Annotated in this window: 24 protein-coding genes; 6 read left to right on the forward strand and 18 right to left on the reverse strand. The window is 30.5% G+C overall.

The window, feature by feature from the left end:
• Window positions 1-83 precede the first annotated feature (83 nt).
• From brnQ to DQN46_RS05500, 9 genes are all read right to left on the reverse strand, one after another.
• Window positions 84-1,409 (reverse strand): branched-chain amino acid transport system II carrier protein, encoded by a 1,326-nt coding sequence (gene brnQ / locus DQN46_RS05460; protein WP_111743271.1) that lies wholly within the window; start codon window positions 1,407-1,409, stop codon window positions 84-86.
• Between the two features lie 219 nt (window positions 1,410-1,628).
• On the reverse strand, window positions 1,629-3,680 hold the full coding sequence (gene topA, locus DQN46_RS05465; RefSeq protein WP_111743272.1) for a type I DNA topoisomerase: 2,052 nt from the start codon (window positions 3,678-3,680) through the stop codon (window positions 1,629-1,631).
• A gap of 77 nt (window positions 3,681-3,757) precedes the next feature.
• Window positions 3,758-4,519: a type I methionyl aminopeptidase gene (gene map / locus DQN46_RS05470; protein ID WP_111743273.1), complete on the reverse strand. Its 762-nt coding sequence runs from the start codon at window positions 4,517-4,519 to the stop codon at window positions 3,758-3,760.
• Window positions 4,520-4,534: 15 nt separating this feature from the next.
• Window positions 4,535-5,302, reverse strand: coding sequence for a TIGR01457 family HAD-type hydrolase (locus tag DQN46_RS05475; RefSeq protein WP_111743274.1), 768 nt, complete (start codon window positions 5,300-5,302; stop codon window positions 4,535-4,537).
• Between the two features lie 107 nt (window positions 5,303-5,409).
• Window positions 5,410-6,186: a phosphotransferase family protein gene (locus DQN46_RS05480; protein ID WP_111743275.1), complete on the reverse strand. Its 777-nt coding sequence runs from the start codon at window positions 6,184-6,186 to the stop codon at window positions 5,410-5,412.
• A gap of 227 nt (window positions 6,187-6,413) precedes the next feature.
• Window positions 6,414-7,811: a dipeptidase PepV gene (gene pepV, locus DQN46_RS05485; RefSeq protein ID WP_111743276.1), complete on the reverse strand. Its 1,398-nt coding sequence runs from the start codon at window positions 7,809-7,811 to the stop codon at window positions 6,414-6,416.
• A gap of 14 nt (window positions 7,812-7,825) precedes the next feature.
• Window positions 7,826-8,533: a pseudouridine synthase gene (locus tag DQN46_RS05490; RefSeq protein WP_111743277.1), complete on the reverse strand. Its 708-nt coding sequence runs from the start codon at window positions 8,531-8,533 to the stop codon at window positions 7,826-7,828.
• Window positions 8,533-10,164 (reverse strand): putative polysaccharide biosynthesis protein, encoded by a 1,632-nt coding sequence (locus tag DQN46_RS05495; protein ID WP_111743278.1) that lies wholly within the window; start codon window positions 10,162-10,164, stop codon window positions 8,533-8,535. Before DQN46_RS05495 ends, DQN46_RS05490 begins: the two co-directional genes overlap by 1 nt.
• An 18-nt stretch (window positions 10,165-10,182) precedes the next feature.
• Window positions 10,183-10,365 (reverse strand): hypothetical protein, encoded by a 183-nt coding sequence (locus DQN46_RS05500; protein WP_004634236.1) that lies wholly within the window; start codon window positions 10,363-10,365, stop codon window positions 10,183-10,185.
• 297 nt (window positions 10,366-10,662) lie between these two features.
• On the opposite strand from DQN46_RS05500, the gene DQN46_RS05505 reads away from it, so the two are divergent.
• Window positions 10,663-11,046: a MerR family transcriptional regulator gene (locus tag DQN46_RS05505; RefSeq protein ID WP_004634235.1), complete on the forward strand. Its 384-nt coding sequence runs from the start codon at window positions 10,663-10,665 to the stop codon at window positions 11,044-11,046.
• Window positions 11,047-11,078: 32 nt separating this feature from the next.
• Window positions 11,079-12,416, forward strand: coding sequence for a type I glutamate--ammonia ligase (gene glnA, locus DQN46_RS05510; RefSeq protein ID WP_111743279.1), 1,338 nt, complete (start codon window positions 11,079-11,081; stop codon window positions 12,414-12,416).
• 91 nt (window positions 12,417-12,507) lie between these two features.
• On the opposite strand, the gene trxA is transcribed toward glnA, so the two are convergent.
• The 3 genes from trxA to DQN46_RS05525 form a co-directional block, all read right to left on the reverse strand.
• Window positions 12,508-12,813, reverse strand: coding sequence for a thioredoxin (trxA, locus tag DQN46_RS05515; protein WP_111743280.1), 306 nt, complete (start codon window positions 12,811-12,813; stop codon window positions 12,508-12,510).
• Between the two features lie 82 nt (window positions 12,814-12,895).
• Window positions 12,896-14,500 carry a chaperonin GroEL gene (gene groL / locus DQN46_RS05520; protein WP_111743281.1) on the reverse strand — a complete coding sequence of 535 codons (1,605 nt, stop codon included), beginning with the start codon at window positions 14,498-14,500 and terminating at the stop codon, window positions 12,896-12,898.
• A gap of 8 nt (window positions 14,501-14,508) precedes the next feature.
• Window positions 14,509-14,784, reverse strand: coding sequence for a GroES family chaperonin (locus tag DQN46_RS05525; protein WP_004634227.1), 276 nt, complete (start codon window positions 14,782-14,784; stop codon window positions 14,509-14,511).
• A 375-nt stretch (window positions 14,785-15,159) separates the two neighbouring features.
• Here DQN46_RS05525 and DQN46_RS05535 point away from each other — a divergent pair, with 375 nt between their 5' ends.
• Window positions 15,160-16,524 carry an NAD(P)/FAD-dependent oxidoreductase gene (locus tag DQN46_RS05535; protein ID WP_197712495.1) on the forward strand — a complete coding sequence of 455 codons (1,365 nt, stop codon included), beginning with the start codon at window positions 15,160-15,162 and terminating at the stop codon, window positions 16,522-16,524.
• Between the two features lie 42 nt (window positions 16,525-16,566).
• Here the strand turns inward: DQN46_RS05535 and mtrB are convergent, their stop codons facing one another.
• From mtrB to DQN46_RS05555, 4 genes are all read right to left on the reverse strand, one after another.
• Entirely contained in the window at window positions 16,567-16,773 is a 207-nt protein-coding gene (mtrB, locus tag DQN46_RS05540) for a trp RNA-binding attenuation protein MtrB (RefSeq protein WP_004634222.1), read from the reverse strand.
• Window positions 16,774-16,806: 33 nt separating this feature from the next.
• Window positions 16,807-17,367 (reverse strand): GTP cyclohydrolase I FolE, encoded by a 561-nt coding sequence (gene folE, locus DQN46_RS05545; RefSeq protein ID WP_111743283.1) that lies wholly within the window; start codon window positions 17,365-17,367, stop codon window positions 16,807-16,809.
• Between the two features lie 68 nt (window positions 17,368-17,435).
• Window positions 17,436-17,708, reverse strand: a complete 273-nt coding sequence (locus DQN46_RS05550; protein WP_003144688.1) for an HU family DNA-binding protein — start codon at window positions 17,706-17,708, stop codon at window positions 17,436-17,438.
• Between the two features lie 187 nt (window positions 17,709-17,895).
• A complete protein-coding gene (locus DQN46_RS05555) occupies window positions 17,896-18,906 on the reverse strand; it encodes an NAD(P)H-dependent glycerol-3-phosphate dehydrogenase (RefSeq protein WP_004634217.1) in 1,011 nt (336 codons plus the stop codon).
• Window positions 18,907-19,076: 170 nt separating this feature from the next.
• Here DQN46_RS05555 and DQN46_RS05560 point away from each other — a divergent pair, with 170 nt between their 5' ends.
• The 3 genes from DQN46_RS05560 to DQN46_RS05570 are packed head-to-tail and all read left to right on the forward strand — an operon-like array spanning window position 19,077 to window position 20,090.
• Window positions 19,077-19,280: a hypothetical protein gene (locus DQN46_RS05560; RefSeq protein WP_004634215.1), complete on the forward strand. Its 204-nt coding sequence runs from the start codon at window positions 19,077-19,079 to the stop codon at window positions 19,278-19,280.
• A gap of 1 nt (window position 19,281) precedes the next feature.
• A complete protein-coding gene (locus tag DQN46_RS05565; RefSeq protein ID WP_111743284.1) occupies window positions 19,282-19,485 on the forward strand; it encodes a hypothetical protein in 204 nt (67 codons plus the stop codon).
• Between the two features lie 20 nt (window positions 19,486-19,505).
• Window positions 19,506-20,090: a hypothetical protein gene (locus DQN46_RS05570; protein WP_111743285.1), complete on the forward strand. Its 585-nt coding sequence runs from the start codon at window positions 19,506-19,508 to the stop codon at window positions 20,088-20,090.
• A 22-nt stretch (window positions 20,091-20,112) separates the two neighbouring features.
• Here DQN46_RS05570 and DQN46_RS08760 read toward each other — a convergent pair whose 3' ends face one another.
• Both DQN46_RS08760 and yedF read right to left on the reverse strand, forming a co-directional pair.
• On the reverse strand, window positions 20,113-21,303 hold the full coding sequence (locus tag DQN46_RS08760; RefSeq protein ID WP_263433185.1) for a cobalamin-independent methionine synthase II family protein: 1,191 nt from the start codon (window positions 21,301-21,303) through the stop codon (window positions 20,113-20,115).
• 103 nt (window positions 21,304-21,406) lie between these two features.
• Window positions 21,407-21,748, reverse strand: coding sequence for a sulfurtransferase-like selenium metabolism protein YedF (gene yedF / locus DQN46_RS05585; RefSeq protein WP_004634204.1), 342 nt, complete (start codon window positions 21,746-21,748; stop codon window positions 21,407-21,409).
• Window positions 21,749-21,868: the final 120 nt, after the last annotated feature.

The following is a 21,868-nucleotide window of genomic DNA, read 5'->3' on the forward strand; positions in this document are numbered from 1 at the left end:
CTTTTAATTATTGTCAAAAAAGATTTACTTAAAATAAACAGCAAACTATCATATGATAATTTACTGTTTATATAATTAATAAATTAATTTTCTTTTTTCACAAGTGATAATACTAATCCTAAAATAAATCCTAATACTGCAAAGTTAATCCAAGAAAAATCTCCTTGAATAGGAAGAACTTTCACTAAGAAATTATCTACAGCTGGTACAGATAATTTAAATGTTGATGCAATAGTTGTATATAAACTATACGCTCCTGTTACTAATGCTGTTGATGCATAAACAACTTTTTTACCACCAAATAAATTATTTGCAAAACCTAATAATATTAATACCATTGTTAATGGATATAATAGTACAAGTACTGGAACAGCTCCTTGAATAATAGCAGATAAACCATAGTTCCCTACTGCAAATGAAAATAATGATAATCCTACTACATAAGTTTTATAACTTATTTTATCATATAATCTTACAAAGTAAGTTGCACATGCAGTTACTAAACCTACACTTGTTGTTAAACATGCTAAGAATACAATTACGAATAATAAAATTTTACCTACATTACCGAAGTAGAAAGTAGTTGCACCTGTTAAAACCCCAGCACCTGTTTTTTGTAATCCTAGCACTGATACTGATGTTGTTCCAATATTAGAAATAAATACATAAACTAGCGCCAGTAATAATGCTGCTATAACTGCTGCTTTAGCTGTATTTGAAAAAATTTGTTTTTCTGTCTTTGCACCATATAATTTAACTGAGTTAATTACGATAATACCAAATACTAATGAAGCTAGTGCATCCATAGTATTGTAACCTTCCATTAATCCATTAGTAAATGCTAAAGAATTTGTTGAATATGCTTCAGTAGGTGCTTGTGCACTACCCATTGGATTTAATAATGAAGCAATAATTAAAATAATCATTGATACTAATAAAACAGGTGTTATAATTGTTCCAATTCTATCTACAAGTTTATTAGGTGTTAATGATAACCATAGCGTAATCCCCATGAAAATAGCTAAGAAAATTGCTTGTGCAATAACTGTATTTTCAGGTGCTATAAAACTAGATAATCCTAATTCAAAAGTTGTAGTTCCTGTTCTTGGAATTGCAAAAAATGGACCAATTGTCAAGTAAAGCAATGTAGTGAAGGTTATACCAAATCCCTTTCCTGCCCTACTAGATAAATCTAATAAATCTTGGGCACCTGAGTAACCCATCACCAATACTCCTAATAGCGGAAGTCCAACTCCCATAATAATAAACCCTATCATAGCCACCGATAGATTACTTCCCGCATTTTGTCCTAAAAAAGCTGGGAAAATTAGATTACCTGCACCAAAAAATAGTGCGAATAGCATAAGTCCGATTGAAATATATGAATTTTTCTTTAAAAACTTCAACATTACATTTCCTCCTAAATAATTTAAATTTCATTTTAATTTATGGTATGTTATATAGATTAATATATTTGTAAAAATTTGTCAATAGATTTTTTAAAATAATTTAATTTTTTTCTTATAATTTATCTTAATTTTCTGACAATTGCAAGTAGAAGTCTACTTTACATTATTAGGCAGCAAATATAAATAGAAGTCAATAGTACATATCGACTTCTATCTTTATTATTTTTTTATTTCCTCTTTATAATCACAATTCCCACAATAAACTCCTTTTTTCCCTTCAAAAAGAATATTATTACATTTAGGGCATTGACGATTTAGAGGTTTATCCCATGCCACAAAATCACATTTCGGGAACCCTTCACAACCATAAAACACTTTTCCTTTTTTAGATTTTTTCTCTAGCACATCATGTTTATAACATTTAGGACAAGCTACACCAACTTTTTTCTGAATTGTATTTGTATATCTACAATCTGGGAAATTAGAACATGCTATGAATTTCCCAAATTTTCCTAATTTAAACACTAATGGAGAGTTACATTCTGGACAGTTTTCTCCAGTAAACTCTTGTTTGATCTCTACCTTCTCCATTTCTAATTCAGCTTTCTTTATATCTTTTTTAAAATTAGAATAAAAATCAAAAATAGCTTTTTCCCATTCAACTTTTCCATCAGCAATCTCATCTAATTGATTTTCTAAATTAGCCGTAAATTTAGTATTTATAATATCTGGAAAATATTCTTCAGTTATTTTACTTACCAAAGTACCTAATTCTGTTGGAGTAAACACTTTATTTTGCAGCTTAGCATAATAACGTTTTTGTAGTGTTTCTACTATAGTAGCATATGTTGAAGGTCTACCAACACCTAATGCTTCTAGTTCCGCTATAAGTTTGGCTTCAGAATAACGTGCTGGTGGTTGAGTAAAATGTTGTTCTTCTTTTATTTCTTTAATTTTTGCATCTTCCCCTACTTCAAATTCTGGAAATAATTTTACTTTTTCTTTTTCTTTTAATACAGCTAAAAAACCATTAAATAATAATTTTGACTCCGAACCACGATAGACTACTTTATTATTTTCAAATGTGGTTGCAGTTGTTTCATATACAGCAGCACTCATACGGCTTGCTACAAATCGCTCCCATATTAACTTGTATAATTTATACTGATCATTTGACAAATATTCTTTTATACTATCTGGTGTAAAATTAACATTTGTTGGTCGTATACCTTCATGCGCATCTTGAACATTTTTATTAGATTTTCTAACTTTTGTAGAAATAGTAAGATATTCTTCACCATAATTTTTTTCAATAAAGTCACTCGCCATCTTTATCGCTTCATCTGATACTCTTATTGAGTCTGTTCTCATATAAGTAATAAGCCCTGTTACTCCACCTAATTTTTTTAAGTTTATTCCCTCATACAATTCTTGAGCAACACTCATTGTTTTTCTTGTTTTAAAATTGATTTTTCGTGAGGCATCTTGTTGCATTGTTGAAGTAATATATACATTAGGCGCATTACGATTTTTCTTAGCTTTAGAAATATCCGTTACCTTAAAAGTCTCGCCTTTTATAGCTTTACGAACTTTACTTACATCTTTTTCATTCTCAAGCTTTATCTTTTCTCCATTATACGAATAGAAGTTTGCTGTTAAAACCTTTCTATTCTTTATAAAATCTATTGGCATAGTCCAATATTCTTGAGGTATAAAATTTTGGATTTCTTCCTCTCTATCTACTATCAATTTTAACGCTGCATTTTGTACACGTCCTGCCGATAACTTTGGCTTAACTTTCTTCCAAAGTACTGGTGAAATATTATATCCAACTAAACGGTCTAGAACACGTCTTGCTTGTTGTGATTGTACTAAATCCGTATTTATTTTTCTTGGATGTTTTATTGCATCCTTTACTGCATCTTTTGTTATCTCGTTGAAAACTATTCTATTATTTTCTTTATTATCTAAATCTAATATATGTGCAATATGCCATGCTATTGCCTCTCCTTCTCTATCAGGGTCGGATGCTAAAAAGACTTTTTTCCCTTTCGCTTCTTTTTTTAAACTTTTTATTACATCACCCTTCCCACGAATTGAAATGTAATCTACATCAACATTTCCATTATCTAGTACTTCTACTCCCATTCTACTTTTAGGAAGGTCCCTTACGTGACCTTTTGAAGATATTACTCTATATTTTTTCCCTAGATATTTTTCTATAGTTTTCGCTTTAGAAGGAGACTCGACTATTACTAAATTCTCTGCCATTTACTTCTCTCCATATTTTTTAATAAGTAGTATCTTAAAACATTTTCTTTATCTTGTCAACTTTTTTCAATATTGGATTAATCAATTTTTGTTAAGATAAGTGGTTCGTTATTTTCTCTTATTACAATAGTATGTTCATATTGAGCTATATAAGAACCATCTTTTGCTACTAATTCCCACTCATCTTTATCTGTATTTGTTACTGTTTTTGCTTTTGTTGATACAAATGGCTCCACAGCTAAACACATTCCTTCTTTTAAAATCAAATTATCCCATGGATCAAAGTAATTAAACACATGTTGCGGCGCTTGGTGAAGTGATGTTCCAATCCCATGCCCTGTTAAATTCTCTATCACTTCTAATTTATGCTCTTTAATCTTTTTATGGATATGTTTTCCTATTTGATTTATTTTGCTACCTGCTCTTGCATGTTTGATTCCTTCAAAAAATGCTTCTTCAGCAACTTCACATACTTTTTCTTTCATTTCATCATCAACTTTCCCAACAACAAAGGAAATCCCTGTATCAGCGTAATATCCATCTTTACAACCTGAAACATCTATATTTAACAAATCACCATCTTTTAAAATTTTTGTGCTAGAAGGTATACCATGTGCTGCTTGGTAATTTAATGAAATACATGTATATCCTGGAAAATCATATTCTGTTATTGGTGCTGATTTTGCACCATATTTTTCAAATAGTTCTTTCGCGATATTATCCAATTCTTTAGTAGATACCCCCGGAACAGCTTTTTTCTTCATTTCATCGCGAATAGTTGCGCAAATAAAACCTATTTCCTTCATTTTTTCTAATTGTTCTTCTGTTTTTATAATCATTGTAATCTCCTCAGTTTAATCTTCTATTAATTTTGATAAATCTTCTATTGTATATGTTGGTTGTATTTTTTTAAGTTTCAAGTTTTCTAAAGTAGTTACTCCTGTTTGAACATGGATAGTATCGATTCCGCTATTTATACCCGACATTATATCAGTATCATAGTTATCACCGACCATAACTATCTCCTCTTTTTTATAATCAAAAAGTTCCATTGCGCATTCCATAATTATCTTACTTGGTTTTCCTATTACTGTCGCTTGAACACTCGTAGCATATTCTAAATATTTTATTTGTCCTCCATTACTAGGTATAAAACCATCTGCAGTTGGAAGTAGCGTATCTGGATTAGTTCCTATTAACTCTGCCCCAGCTAAAACAGCTCTTGCTGCAACTGTAAGTTTTTCATAAGTTAATTCTCTATCAAGTCCAACAATAACAGCATCCACATCTTCAGTATTTTTTTGTTCAAAGTTTACTAAAGTATCTTTTAATCCTCTTTCGCCGATTATATAGATATTATTATATCCTTTCTTCAAAAGATACATTTTTGTAGCATCACTTGACGTATAAACATGTTCTTCTGTTGTATTTACACCTAAATTTTTTAATTTATCAACTACATCTTTTGGCTCTTTTGTTGAATTATTTGTTAAAAAAAGGTAATCTGTTTTAGTTTTATTTAGGTAATCAACAAATTGATCAGCAAATTTTATTTTTTTTTCACCATTATAAATAGTTCCATCAAGATCAATAAGATATAATTTATATTTTTTTATATTCATTTTATTTCTCCGTAAATTAGTCAACTTCCATTTAATTTAACTAAATACTATTTTACAACGTTTATAAAAAAAATAAAAGCATTAATTAGGTTTTTCCTTCTTAATGCTTATATAAATTCGTTAAAAATACTATTTAAAAATATTAACCACGCATTCATCTCTGTTAACTGTTTCTTTTCGTGGTACCAAACTATCATAATAACAGACTGTAGTGTTATATACCATTTTAATCTACTTCTATACTTTATCGTTGGTTCTTGACCATAGATTTCCAGCCATTCTCCCCACTTTTCTTGTGGTATATAGCGATATAATATAAAAGAAATATCTATTGCAGGATCACACAATATTGAATGTTCCCAATCAACCAAAAATAGTTTCCCTTTGTCAGACAATAACCAATTATCCTTATGAAGATCTGTGTGACATGGAGTATATTCTATATCTTCATCTGGTAAGAAATTCTCCAAATAGTTTAATGCATCAACTACATTTTTATTTTTTCTCAATTCATCTGCAATAATGGTTTTTAGATTATTAAGTGAATTAGAAGCCGTCTCTTCTTTATATCCTTGCGCCTTCATAATCTTTTTTAACTTTGGAGACGTATGAACTTTTTTTATAATTTCAGGAATACGCTTATCAGTCATATCTTCCTTCTCAAGCGTTCTTCCATGCTCAAAATCTTGAGCAATTAAAACATCTCCGTTGCTTATTCTTTTAGTCCAACGTAAACGAGGCACTATTCCCTCCGCAGAAAGAGTTGCAATCATAGGAGTAGTATTCTTTTTTATAAAATAACGACGATTATCTCGTGAACAAAAATAATCTTCTTCATAATTTTCATCTAAAGTCCAACCCATTTGATAATATTCTTTAGACATATTCCTACTCCTTTCTTAAAATTCTCTTTTATAAACTATAATGCACTATTTATTTTACAATCTTTGAACTTATTTTTCAAGTTACTATTTTGTTACATAATTAAAATTCTCAAAGATATTTTAATTATCACTCTGTAGTATTTAATTAAATATCTTTGAGAATGTTTTTTTAACTTGTCTAATAAAGAAAGTTTCTTATAACAAATAAATATTTTTATAAAAAATTTTTATTCACAACAAAGTTGATATATACCTTCAGCATAAATTGCAGTTGCTAATAATAAATCTTCAATTTCTAAAAATTCATTGGCTTGATGCATTGTATCTTGTTTACCTGGGAACAATAGACCAAATGCTACACCTTTTTTAAGGCAACGTGCATAAGTTCCTCCTCCAAGTACGAAGGCATCATTTTTAGTATCGCCAGTATGTTTTCTATAGACATCAACTAATGTTGTAACAAGTTCATCATCTTTTGGAACATAGTGTGCTTCCTTAGTACTTGTCACTTCTATAACCATATTATCTTCTTTTAAAGTTGCAAGTTTAGATACTAAATCAAAATTTTTAGGATGACGACAGTCTGTTGAAATAACCCCTATTTTTTCTACTGCATCATATTTTAGAATTCCATAGTTATATGTTGAAGCACCCATTTCATCATCAGAATACTCAATTCCTAATACTTTACCAAATGGGTCATTAGCAAGGCGTGTAGCAATGTATTCTACATAATTTTTACCATTAACATCTAAGCTTAATGTATTTAAAAATTCTGCTAATTTTGTTGCGGCATTAATACCAAATTGTGGTGTTGATCCATGAGCTGCTTTACCTTTTAATACTAAAGTAATAACATCAGAAACTTTAATTTCTCCTTCTAATTTTTCAGCTGCTAAAAATTTGTCAAATTTTTCTTCAATATCACGTGCTTCTCCTTTAAGAACAGCCTCTGCACTTGCAACTACCATATTTAATACTTGACCACCGTTAAATTTAACTAGTTTATAATCAAAATTTCCTTCTTCTGATTTGAATTCTAATTTATGATCAAATGTTGCACGAGCTTTTTCTGCATATACAAGAGGGAACATTGCATCAGGTGTAAATCCTAGTGCTGGTTGTTCTTCATGTTCAAAATATGATTTTACACATCTAAATCCTGTTTCTTCATCACTACCTATGATTAGGCGAATACGTTTATTCCATTTCACTCCTAATTTATCAAGAAGTTTAACAGCATAATAAGCAGCCATTGTTGGTCCTTTATCATCTAATGAACCACGTGCATAAATTTTCCCATCACGGACTTCTGGTTTAAAAGGATGACTAGTCCAATCCGCTTCTACCACTGGAACTACGTCAACATGACCTAGGATACCAAATAACTCTTCTCCTTCTCCCACTTCAATATGACCTGCTTTATTTTCTACTAATTTAGTTTTATAGCCATCACGCTCACCAAACGATAACATTTTATCAAGAGCTTCTCTTGGACCGCTGCCAAATGGTGTTTCTTCAGTAATATCTGTTCCTAAAATAGAACGAATACTTAATAACTCAAATAGGTCTTTTAACAAATCCTCCTTATGATTTTGAACTTCTTGTTTAAAATTGATATTCATAATATATTCCTCCATTAATTTTTTAATTTTTTCAGTTCCTGTTCTGTTAAATATCTATACTTACCTAGTTCTAAAGTTTCATCTAAAACTAACTCCCCTATAGATAATCTTTTTAAATATGTTACTTCGCAACCTAGTGCTTTCATCATTCTTTTAACTTGATGAAACTTACCTTCCGTTACATAAATATATGCCGTACTTTTAGATACATCTGAAGTTAAAATATCTAATTTTGCACTTTTACACTTATACCCATCTTCAAGTATTATTCCTTCTTTTAAATAAGGTATATGCTCAACCTTTAAAACCCCATTTACTTCAACATAATATTGTTTTTCAACATCTTTTTTAGGTGATGTAAGTTGATGTCCTAAATTTCCATCATTTGTTAGTAACATTAATCCTTCTGTATCTTTATCCAATCTTCCTACCGGAAATGGTTCAAAAATACAATCTTTTTCTTCCAGCAAATCAATTACAGTCCTAGATATACTATCTTCTGTAGCAGATATTACCCCCTTGGGTTTATTCATCATAATATAAATATACTTTTGATAAATAAGCTTTTCTTCATTTACTATAACTTCATCATTGAATTCATCTATTTTAAAATCCGGTGTCTTAACAATGTTTCCATTGACTAAAACCCCTTTTTTTATAATCTTTTTTGACTCTGCCCTGCTTAGTAAAGTAGTGTGCCCTATGTATTTATCTAATCTCACTATATTTTTCTCCTTAGACTCTTAAGGTTTTTTAATGTTATTTTTCTACCAAATAAGTATTCCACAAATCCCATATTAACAATACTGTAAAAATAGATTATAGTACCTAGTACTGCACAAATAACTATTAAAATCATACTTGATAGTTTTGCCTCTAAGACAAAATTTGATATTATAGCTTCATAAACCGCTGCTACCGCTATAAACATTATAAAACAACTGCACACCAGGATAATAAATTTTTTAACAAACTCAATCATTCTTAATCTTACTTCTGCATTAATAATAACTAAATTAATAATTATCATTACTAAGTAAGTTATTACAGAGGATAAAATTACTCCATTAGTTTCAAACATAATAACCAATGGCTTTATTGTTACGTATTTAATCACTAACCCGAAGATTATTGTAATCAAATTTATTAACTGTCTATTAATTGCCTGCATTATTACACTAGTTAAACTATAGATAGAATATAATATCGCAAGTGGTAGATAAAACCTTAATAATTCAGAATTTATCAAGCTCCTACTATAGAATGCTGAATATAAAGGATCAGCTAAAATATACATCCCAACTAATGCTGGTAAAACCACCATCATTAAAGACAACACCACTTTATTTATTTGATTACTAACTCCAGCTTTCTCTCCCACTGCATACAATCTAGTTATAGAAGGTAAAAACGTGCTAGAAAATGCTGGCGCAATAGCTACTGCTATCATAACTATTTTGTTAACAAGCTGTAAGGCTGAAAATCTACCATCTACTATATCTGCCTTACCTATTTCTGTCATACCATGAATAAAATTATGTTGATCTATAATATTTAAGATAGGAAATAATCCAACTATAAAGATAAATGGAATAGATACAGAGAAAAATTCCTTCACAAGGCTCATTGTTGAAATATTTAATTCTACCTCATCGTTTTCTGTATTATAGTCTAAAGAGTTTTTATATTTTTTATAAAAATAAAATAGTGTAAGAACGGAGAATACTGCACCTACTGCTGCTGCAAATGTTGCAGTTACATTCCCTTCAACAATACCATACCCTAAAATTTTAATAACAACATATGTTGCCCCTAACATAAATACAATACGAACAACTTGTTCAATAAATTGGCTTATTGCCGATGGAAACATTACCTCATGACCTTGGAATAATCCTCTAAGTCCTGCTGAAACTAAAACTATAGGCACCCCAAAACTTAAGCTTTTTAAAACTAACGCTCCATCTGCTGGTGTGAATTTTTGTTGATTACTTATTAAAATTTGTTCAGAAATATAATCAGAACCAAAAAACAAGACACAAAAACCTACTATTCCCATAATTATTAATAACCATGAACCCATTTTGTATATGCGTCTACTTACACTATATGCTCTAAGTGCATTATATTTTGCAACTAATTTTGCTATTGCTAGAGGCGTCCCTGCGGCAGAAATTTCTAAAATTGTTGCGTAATAACTATAACCATAATTGTACAATGCCATTTGTTCTTCTCCACCTATTATTTGATAAAATGGAATAAGATAAATAGCTCCTAAAATTTTTGTTAATATTAAACTAATACTAAGCATTGCAGTTCCTTTAAACAAGGAATCTTTTTTCAAAATTTTCACTTCCAAACATATTTTATATTATAAATATAAATATTGATAACAGTACACTAAAGCTGTAACTAGACTATAGGCTGCTATCAATTTTAAAACTTTATCCATACGTCTCTTCTTAATTTTATTATTAGCAACTAATAATATATATGTCCCTAATAATAGTACAAAAGAGATAAGGAATACCATAACAGATAAAAATATTACCATACTGTCTATCCTTTCTTATTTGTTATATAGTCTATTCTATCATGATTTTTAAAATTTTTAAATACATTTTTCTGATTATTAAAAAATTCTTCAATGAAATGAAACTCATCTACATAGCCATATTACTTTTCATTAAATCTTGTTAACTATCTTTTGCTTTTTCAAGTAAAATCATGTTATATTTCGAAGTATATGTTATATTTTCTAACATATACTTTATATTGTTATACTTTTTTGCTATTATACATATGTAGATTAAAAAATATTTATTTCACAAATTTAAAGTGAGGTGATTAGATGGGGTTCAAAGAGTTTCAAAAAAATCTTCCTGTTTTCTCAATAAGTGTCGTTACCAAAATTACACAGTTATCTGCACGACAGATTCGTTACTATGAAGAAAAGAAACTTTTCACTCCTAATCGTACTGAGGGCAATACCCGGCTGTTTTCTTTAAATGACATCGATAAACTACTAACAATTAAAGATTTGTTAACAAAAGGCTTTAATTTAAAAGCTATCGATGAAATAATTAATGAAAAAGAAGTTTCTAATGAAACTACACAGTTACGACAAATTATTCATAATGATATTTTTGCTGGTCCTAGTGGTCTTCCTAGAGAACGATCTATAGGTCGAGGCGACTTATCAAGATTTTATAACAACAAAAAAAATAAATTTTGACGTTAGGTTTTATTACAAAAAAAGGAGTTACCATGGCTACAAAAATTACTAGAGAAGATATTTTAAAAAGAATTAAAGAAGAAAATGTGAAATACATTAGATTACAATTTACAGATATTACTGGTACAATAAAAAATGTAGAGGTGCCTGTAAGCCAAATTGAAAAAGTTTTAGATAATAAAATGATGTTTGATGGTTCTTCTATAGAAGGCTTTGTTCGTATTGAAGAAAGTGATATGTATTTATACCCAGATTTAAACACATTCTTAGTATTCTCATGGGATAGTGAATATGGAAAAGTAGCACGCTTTATCTGTGATGTGTATACTGTTGACGGAAAACCTTTTGCCGGTGATCCACGCGGTAATTTAAAACGAATTCTTAAAAAAATGAATGAATTAGGTTTTGATACATTAAATTTAGGACCAGAACCAGAATTTTTCCTATTTAGGCTTAAAGAAAATGGCGAACCTAGTTTAGAATTGAATGATAATGGTGGTTATTTTGACTTAGCTCCTGTTGATCTTGGGGAAAATGTACGACGTGATATTGTTTTAGAATTAGAGAACCTTGGTTTTGATATCGAAGCCAGTCATCATGAGGTGGCTCCAGGTCAACACGAAATAGATTTCAAATATGATGATGTAATCTCAGCTTGTGATAACATTCAAACTTTTAAACTTATTGTCAAAACTATAGCGAGAAAACACGGTCTACATGCAACATTTATGCCTAAACCTATGTTTGGTATCAATGGTTCTGGTATGCACTGTAATGTCTCTTTATTTAGTAAAGGAGAAAATAGTTTTTATGATAAAAACAGCAAAAACGGCCTTTCAGAAACAGCTTCCCATTTTATCGCTGGAATTTTAAAACATGCACGTAGTTTCACAGCCGTTTGTAACCCTACAGTTAACTCTTATAAACGTCTAGTGCCCGGATATGAAGCACCTTGTTATGTTGCTTGGTCTACTTCCAATAGATCTCCATTAGTTAGAGTACCCGCATCTCGTGGAAAATCAACACGTGTAGAGGTTAGATCTGTTGATCCAGCTGCTAATCCATACTTAGCAATGTCTACTATTCTAGCTGCCGGTCTAGATGGTATAGAAAACAAACTTGTTCCTGCTGATGAAGTAAAAAGTAATATTTATGTCATGACTCGTGAGGAAAGAATTGCAAATGGAATAGATGAACTCCCTTCTACTTTATATACAGCACTTAAAGAACTAAACTCTTCATCAATCATGAAAGAAGCTCTTGGTAAACACATCTTCTATAATTTTATCGAAGCAAAATCTATAGAATGGGATTCATTTAGAACACAAGTTACAGATTGGGAAATTGATCATTATTTAAAAAATTATTAATTATAAGATAAAGGAAGTCAATGTACTGACTTCCTTTAATCTATATTTTCAAAAAATCCCTAATTTTAAAATTAGGGATTTTTACTATTAATTAATATTTAGATAATAATTGCACTAATGTTTCTTTTGGTTGGTAACCTGTTTTTTCTTCTAAAACTTCACCATTTTTCATTACAAGTAATGTAGGAATTGACATTACTCCGTATTCTCCAGCTGCTTCTTGATTTTCATCTACATTAATTTTATAGAATTCAATGTTAGTAAGCTCATTTGAAACTTCTTCTAACACTGGCGCTAGCATTTTACAAGGACCACACCATGGTGCCCAAAAGTCAAAAACCTTAACGCTGTCTGTTTTTGATAATTCAAAAAATTCTTTATCTGTAATCTCTCTCATTATTTTATCTCCTTTTACTTTATATAATTCTATCTTATTATAATATTATCACTTATTCAACTATTTTGCATTTTCAAGAATACTACATCATTGGCATCTGAGGTTGCATAGGCAATTCCTCTGTAATATCAGCTACAACTGCTTCTGTTGATAAGAATAAACTAGACACACTCGCAGCATTTTGTAACGCTGAACGAGTTACTTTCGTTGGGTCTACTATTCCCGCTTTTATCATATCAACCCATTCTTCTGTAGCAGCATTAAACCCTATACCTATTTCTTCAGATTTTAGTTTTTCAACAATAACACTACTTTCTAATCCTGCGTTTTCTGCAATCTGACGAACCGGTGCTTCTAGTGCTTTTTTTATAATATTAATACCTGTTTGTTCATCACCTGTAGCTACTAATTTTTCCACTTCAGAAATCACTTGAACAAGAGCTGTTCCTCCTCCTGCAACAATTCCTTCTTCGACCGCAGCACGAGTTGAATTAAGCGCGTCTTCTATGCGTAGTTTTTTCTCTTTTAGTTCTGTTTCTGTCGCTGCACCAACTTTTATTACAGCTACACCACCTGATAATTTTGCTAAGCGTTCCTGTAACTTCTCACGATCAAACTCTGAAGTTGATTCTGCATATAATGATTTTATTTGGCTTTTACGACTTTCTATATCTTCTTTATTTCCCTTACCATCAACAATAATCGTACGTTCTTTTGTAACATTTACTTTTGATGAATTACCTAACATTGTAATATTCGCATCCTTAAGATCTAATCCTAAGTCTTCTGTTATTAATGTTGCTCCTGTTAATATAGAAATATCTTCTAAAATTGCTTTTCTTCTTTCACCAAAACCAGGTGCTTTAACAGCTACTACATTGAATGTCCCGCGCAATTTGTTGACTACCAACGTCGCTATAGCTTCTTGTTCGACATCATCCGCTATAATAAGAAGTGGTTTGGCAGCAGCAACTACTTCTTCTAAAACTGGCAAAATTTCTTGAACTGCATTAATCTTTTTATCAGTAACAAGAATATATGGATTGTCTAAATCCGCTAGCATTTTCTCTGTATCGCTTACCATATATGGCGAAAGATATCCACGGTCAAACTGCATACCTTCTACAACTTCTAGCATAGTTTCTAATCCTTGAGATTCTTCGATAGTAATAACACCGTCATTTCCTACTTTATCCATTGCTTCAGAAATAAACTTACCTACTTCTTCATCCGCAGCAGAAATAGCACCTACTTGAGCTATTTTACCTTTAGAATCTACAGTTACGCTAATTTCACGAAGACGTTCAACTGCAACTTTGACTGCACGCTCCATTCCGCGACGCAGCCCGACAGGATTTGCCCCGCTAGTTACATTTTTAAGACCTTCCGTTATCATTGATTGTGCCAAAATTGTTGCTGTAGTAGTACCATCTCCTGCAATTTCATTAGTTTTATTTGCAACTTCGGCTACTAATTTGGCCCCCATATTTTCATAAGGATCTTCTAATTCTATTTCTTTAGCTATCGATACTCCATCATTTGTGATTAGTGGTGATCCAAACTTTCTATCTAACACAACATTACGCCCCTTAGGTCCTAATGTTACTTTAACAGCATTAGCAAGCTTATCAACACCACGCTTCATTGATTGACGTGCATCTTCTGAAAATTTTAACTCTTTAACCATATATCCTCCTAATCTTCTATTACTGCAAGAACTTCCTCTTCATTAACTAAATAATATTCTTGCCCTTCAAAATCTACTTTTTTATACTTATCAGAAAAAACTACTTTACTTCCTGCACTTAGTTCTCCTTCATTATCAGTAGATAGTAAACAACTCTCACCCAACGCTACTACTATTCCAATGTTAGATGTATCCTCTTTAGAAGCCAAGACAATTCCACTAGTTGTCGCTTTCTCTACCTCAATTTTTTTTAGTAAAACATTGTCAAATAACGGTTTAATCATTTCTATTACCTCTTTTTTTAAATTATGTCATTAATAATTATATATCATATTAACTTTAAAGCAAAATAAATAATTTATTAATAAAATCTTCTTTATATATATTCTTTATATATAATAAAAAAGATTTTTCTACTGTTCATAATAAAACAAAAGTCAAATAAAGTCAAATTATTGATTTTTATTTTTTAAGTGCATTTATATTTAACTTTTATCGTTATATTTTAAATTATAAAAAATTTCTACTAATTAGCTATATAATTATTTTTATTTTATTTTTTTTAAACAAATTATTTTTATATAAAAGCGTTTCATGTTAAAATTTAAAATGTATATTAATACACCTAATTATAATTTATAGATACAGGAGGAAAAACAATGAAATATATAGTTGTTGGAACATCGCACTTCGGATATGAAGCAGTTCAAACTATTTTAAAAAATGACAAAAATGCTGATATTCATTTATATGAGAGAGGCTCTAGCGCTTCTTTTATGGGATGAGGTAGTCAATCTTATTTAGATGGGACATCTAAAGCATTATCAGAATTACACTTTGCAACAGAAAAATCTTATGCTGAACAAGGAATTAATATTCACTGCAATAGCGATGTTATAGGATTGAATGCAAAAGAGAAATACATAATAGTAAAAACTTCTTCTGGAGAAGAAGAAAAACAAAACTATGATAAACTTCTTTTAAGCCCAGGTGGCGCAGCAATTAAACCACCATTTGAAGGAATAGAATTAGAGAATATTCATACATTCCGTGGCCCAGAAGATACTCAAGCAGTATACGATTGCATGCAAAAAAGTAAAAAAACAGTAGTTGTAGGTGGTGGCTATATCGGCCTTGAAGTTGCAGAATCTTATGCAAAACATGGCATCGATGTTACAATCGTTGATTTTGCTCCAAGGATTCTAAATACATATCTAGACCAAGAACTTACTGATATCCTAACTAATGAAGGTGCAAAACACAACCTTAAAGTTCATGGTGGGGAAAAAGTTCTTTCATTTAAAGGTGAAAACGGAAAAGTTACATCTGTTGTAACAGACAAAGGCGAATATGAAGCAGACACAGTAATTATGTCAGTTGGAGTTCGCCCTGACGCTTCATGGTTAAATGGTGAATTAGAATTAACTGAACGCGGCTTTGTTATAACTAATGAATACCTAGAAACATCTGCTAAAGATGTATATGCTGGTGGAGACTCTACACTTCTACCATACGCTCCTACTCGCGGTCAATTACCAATTGCACTTGCTACTTTAGCACGACGTCAAGGAGTAATTGCAGCATTAAATGCTATGGGAATCAAAACTAAAATGCCTGCTGTTAATGGTACATCAGCATTATCATTCTTTGATTATAAATTTGTGAGTACTGGATTATCACAAAATGGTGTTAACCTTTATGATGGCAAGGTCTCTTCTAAATATGTAGAGGAGAAGATTTACCCAGACTTTATGAGAAAAGAAAATAATCTTGTTCACATGAAAATCTACTTCGATGAAGATACACACAGAGTTTTAGGAGCTCAATTAATGTCTAAACATGACGTTTCTAGCGCTATCGCAGCATTATCTATAGCTATCGCATCAGACTGGACTTTAGAACAATTAGCACTTGCTGACATATTCTTCCAACCAGAATTTGATCGCCCATGGCACTTCATTAATGTACTTGCAATGGCAGCCCTTGATTATAAATTAGGTGGAGCAGATAAATTACTATTCTAATAAAACACTAAAAAAGTTCGTTGGAAAATTCCAATGAACTTTTTAATTACCAGAAATCACTTGGTCTAAATTCGATACTATTCTTGCTCTACCTTGAACTTTGAAATTAACAATATTATCAAACACATTTAGGATAATGACCTCTCCCTTATTTAATATTTCTAAAGCTTCTTCATTATTTGTTTTCTTAGTGATTACCTTCACATTATCAACTTCTGCCCTTATAATAATATAGCTAGTTTCTTTCATAATATACTCCTTATCTCTTTACAATTCTTCAAATTATAACTTAATTTTATATTGAATATCTTTGACTAGTTCTGTATCTTCTAAAAAAACACCAGTTTTTTTACTAGTTACTGTTTTTGAGCCTATTTTTTTAATACCACGCATTGCCATACACATATGCTCCGCTTCTATAATTACATATACACCTTTAGGTTGTAATTGCTCTTCTATTGCATTTACCAACATAAGTGTCATATCTTCTTGAATTTGAAGTCTACGGCTTGCACTCTCTACAAGACGCGCCAATTTACTAAGACCAGTGATTTTTTTATTATTAGGAACATAAGCGATATGGCAAACTCCGTAAAAAGGTAGCATGTGATGTTCGCATAACGAATAAAATTGAATATCTTTGACTAATATTGGTTCATCGTTCTCTGATTCAAAAAATGTATTAATTTCTTCTTTTGGATCCATATTAGTTTTAGACAGTAACTCTTCATACATATTTACACATCTTTTCGGTGTATCTATTAATCCAGCTCTTGAAGTATCTTCACCTATATTTTCTAATAATGTTTTTATTAGTTGTTGTGATTGTTCCTTATTTTTCAAAATTAACCTCCGAATTTTATAAAAAAAGAAGTTACCCGTAAGTAACTCCTCTTAAAATTAAATTTTTATTATTTAACTGCGTCTTTAAGAGCTTTACCAGCTTTGAATGCAGGTACTTTGCTTGCAGCGATTTCGATAACTTCGTTAGTTTGAGGGTTACGTCCTTTACGAGCAGCTCTCTCTCTAACTTCAAAATTACCAAATCCAATAATTTGGATTTTTTCACCTTTAGCTAAAGTTTCTTCAACTGTTTCTACGAATGCTTCGATAGCAGCAGTTGCTTGTTTTTTTTGTAGTCCTGATTTTTCAGCTACTTTTGAAATTAATTCTGATTTATTCATTAATTCTTTACCTCCATTATTGAGTAGCGGTTACCCGCTTCACTTATTAAATATTACCATATAAATTACTAATAATCAAGGATTTATTAAAGAAAAATAGCGAAAACACCTATTTTTTTCTATATTTTTAATAAATTTTCTTAAAAATCTAGCTTTTTCTACTAATTTATTTAGATAAACCTTCTTTTTACTCAAATTTATTTAGTTCTTCGGCAGCCATTTTTTTCATTAAATTATTAACACAATCTTTAATACTTAATCCCTCATATAGAACTTTATAAATATTTTCGGTAATAGGCATATAAACATTATATTTTTTCGATAGAAAATAACAAACTTTTGTAGTTCTTACACCCTCTGCAACCATATCTAATTTTTCTATGGCTTGTTCTAATGTATACCCTTGCCCAATTAAGTATCCACAATTGTAGTTTCTTGAGTGCTTAGATGTACAAGTTACCACTAGATCTCCAATTCCTCCAAGACCTAAAAATGTCATTTCATCTGCGCCTAGTTTTTTCCCAAGTCGTGTTATTTCTATTAAACCACGTGTAAGTAAGGCTGCCTTTGCATTATCACCATACTGCATTCCATCTATAATACCACAACCTAATGCTATTATATTTTTTAGCGCACCACCTACTTCAACTCCAATAATATCCTTATTGACATATATTCTAAAATATTTATTATGAAAAATTTCTTGTGCTAGTTTATTCAATTCATCATTTTCAGAGGCAATTGCAACTACTGTAGGATTTCGAAGAATTAATTCTTCAGCATGAGAAGGCCCACTCAAAACACCCACACCTTTCAGATTGTCAGATATTATTTCATCTTTTATAACCTCTGACATTCTTTTATTTGTCTCCATCTCTAATCCTTTAGAAACATGAATAATATATTTCGGCTTTTCCAAATATTCATTTATTTTCCTGGCAGTTTCCCTCATAACTTTTGTAGGTACTGCAATTACTATTACATCAGCAAAAGTAACCGCCTCACTTAAATCAGATGTCGCTACAATTTCATTAGGTAATACAGCATCTTTCAAATATCTTTTGTTTGTATGCTCAATATTAATTTCATCTCTGGCCTTTTCTGTCCTAGCGTACAGTAACAATTCATGCCCATTGTCTACTATTGCCTGTGACAAGGCTGTTCCCCAACTTCCTGAACCAATTACAGATACTTTCATTTTTCATCCTCACTATTTTTACTATTTACTTAATTATATCAAATTTTCATAAAATATACATTAATTTTCCTCTATAAATAAATTTTTTACTTCTCTTAATTTTGCCTACTACATTTTTGTATAAAGCTATGCTATAATAAAATTATAATTTTAAAAGGAGATTATTTTTTATGAATTGGTTTGAAATAACACTAATTGATGGTACTCGAGGGCTTTTAAATCTTGATAATGTTGTTGATATTTGGAAAGGTTTAGATGATGATTATGCAACTATTAGCCAAGTCAATGATGAAGAACTAGAAGTACCCGCATCAGAATATGATAGACTAAAACGCGCATTAGACTTGAAAGGTTATACTCTAGGAGGATTCTAATATGGTTAGGTTTTTTAAAATTTTTACTACACTATTGATTATTTCTCTACTAGCAATCGGTATATATTATTACTTTAACAATAACACTAATTCAGATAACATTGAGGACAAAACAAATATAGAAAACACTGTAAAAAGTGAAACAAGTTCTAATGAAAGTATTGAAGGCACCGTTGTTGCTAAGCGTAGTACTGAAAATAAATAATTAATAAGAGGTTAGATTTTATGAAAAATAAACAATTAAAAAGATTAGGGAAAATTTTATTTTCTCTTACACTTATATTTTCTTCAATTGGGATAACAAATACTCATGTTGTAGATGCTAAAAAAAGCTCTACTCCGCGCCCAAAACCAAGTAGCAAACCTACCAGCAGTAAGCCGAATGCAAAACCAAGTTCTCAAACATCTAGCAATAAACCTACTTCTAACTCAAGTTCTAAAAACTCTAAAGGAACTTACAACAAAAACTATAATAGTTATAATAATAAAGGTTACAAAAAGCAATATACAGAGTATTTAAATAATAATTACAGAAATAGTGGTTTTTTCTCAGGAAGCAGTATCACAAATGCGCTTTTATGGTACACACTATTTAATTCAACAGCTTCTCGTAATCATATTCATGCTAGTGATAAACAAAAAGAATTGGTAGATAATGTTAAAGATAGTAAGGTACCTGTTTATATGCTTGAAATAAAAACTAAAGATGGCGAAATAAAACACGTTACCGTTACTAAAGAACAGTATGATGAAGTGAAAGAAGGCGATAATATCTCTCTTAAAGATGGAAACTTAGAAATTAAAAATTAAAGGAGCTAATTAATTAGCTCCTTTAATTTTTGTAGTATCTTTCTCTCAACATTTGCGCTGCTGCAACCATATTTTTCAATTTTTTTTGGATAATCGGGTACGGATTTAACGGTCGCTTAGCGAATGTTGCAAAACCACAATCAGGATTTAACCAAATTTTTTCAGGTGGAAGAAACTGTAAAACTTCCTCTACCCTTTCAACTATTTCTTCAACAGATTCAATTCGTTCACTTCGCGGGTTAATACAACCAAACCCTAGAATTATCTTGGTATCTAAGAAGTTATTAAAGAATAGTTTTTCTATTTCTCCTGCTCGCGGTGTTGAAAATTCTAGTGCTAACATATCTACATCTAGCGAATCAAAAAACTTACCTAATTTATCATATGCACCATGTAATAAAACACTCTCATCTGTAGTCCAATTCCCTCGACATACATGCATTGCACTGGTGACACCTTCATACTTTCTAATTTCTGCAAGTACAGGCGTCAGCAATGATTTTGCAAATTTTAACTCTTTGTCAACCTTGACTTTTTCTGATAAGGCCCCTCAGTAAAAAGAGTTATCTGCTTTTTCATTAGTAAATACTACCTCTGATAAAATAGGTTCATCAATTTGAATTATTTTAGCTCCACTTTCTACCAATTCACGTATTTCATTACATAAAAGTTCTACAACATCTTCTCCCAATTCACGACGCCCATCATAAACTTTTCCTGTTACTTCTTTTAACCACATTGAACGTGTTAATAAATATGGGCTTGGCAAGGTGCATTTTATATCACCATCTACTAATTCTTTTAAGATACCAAATTCAAAATCATTAAGTCTCTTTTTTGTATCAAGTTTTGAAAAACATATAGGGCTATTCATCGTATCGTCTGCAGCATCCATTTCTTCTAAACTCTTGCTAAAATTATCAGTATTATTAGTTAACGACATTACTTCTTCCATATTAAGTAATTTTATACCATCAACGACTTCAGCCACATAACTCATATAATTATCTCTATTTAACTCACCGCTTACTATTACATCAATTCCACATTCTTTTTGTAATTCAACTACTCTGCGAGTTTCTTCCAATAATTTTTCTTTATACGCTTTTTCATACTTCGAACTATTATTACTACTTTCTTTTAATAATAGTAGTTCTTTAGTTCTTGGAAGACTACCTATTAAAGTTGTTGTAAAAGGTTTAAATTTCGTCATATATACCTCCTAATTAAAAATAAAAGGCTAGCAATATATTGTTATCACCTTTCCGTTAATCTCTCGTGATTCATTCATTATATCAACTAGCCTTATAACATTATTATGGTTCAACTACTAGATCACTATTAGTCATTATATCTATAACTTCTGACATTGTTGTAGTTCCACCTACTTTAAGGTAATCATCTAAATCATAATAATCTAGACATATTCCACATGAAAGAATTTTAACACCTCGTTTTTCTAATTCTAGTAAATCTTCTAGTGATTCAGATCCTTTAGTAGTTAATTTTACTCCCTCACCATAAAAAACAATATGTTGTGGTAAATGTTCTTTTTGAGAAAGAACATGAATGAACCCTTTCATTAAATTATCTATTAATTCTTGTTCTCCACTTCCCATTCCTGTTGTTTTTATTACAACGTCATATTTTAAAGCCATAATAACGCCTCCTTTTATAAATTGTTTAATTATATTTTTAGATTAATATCTATAAATATTATAACATAAGCATTATAACCTTATCAAGGACTTTATAAATCAATATATTTTATTATATTT

It is taken from the genome of Gemella morbillorum (assembly GCF_900476045.1).
GTDB lineage: Bacteria > Bacillota > Bacilli > Staphylococcales > Gemellaceae > Gemella > Gemella morbillorum.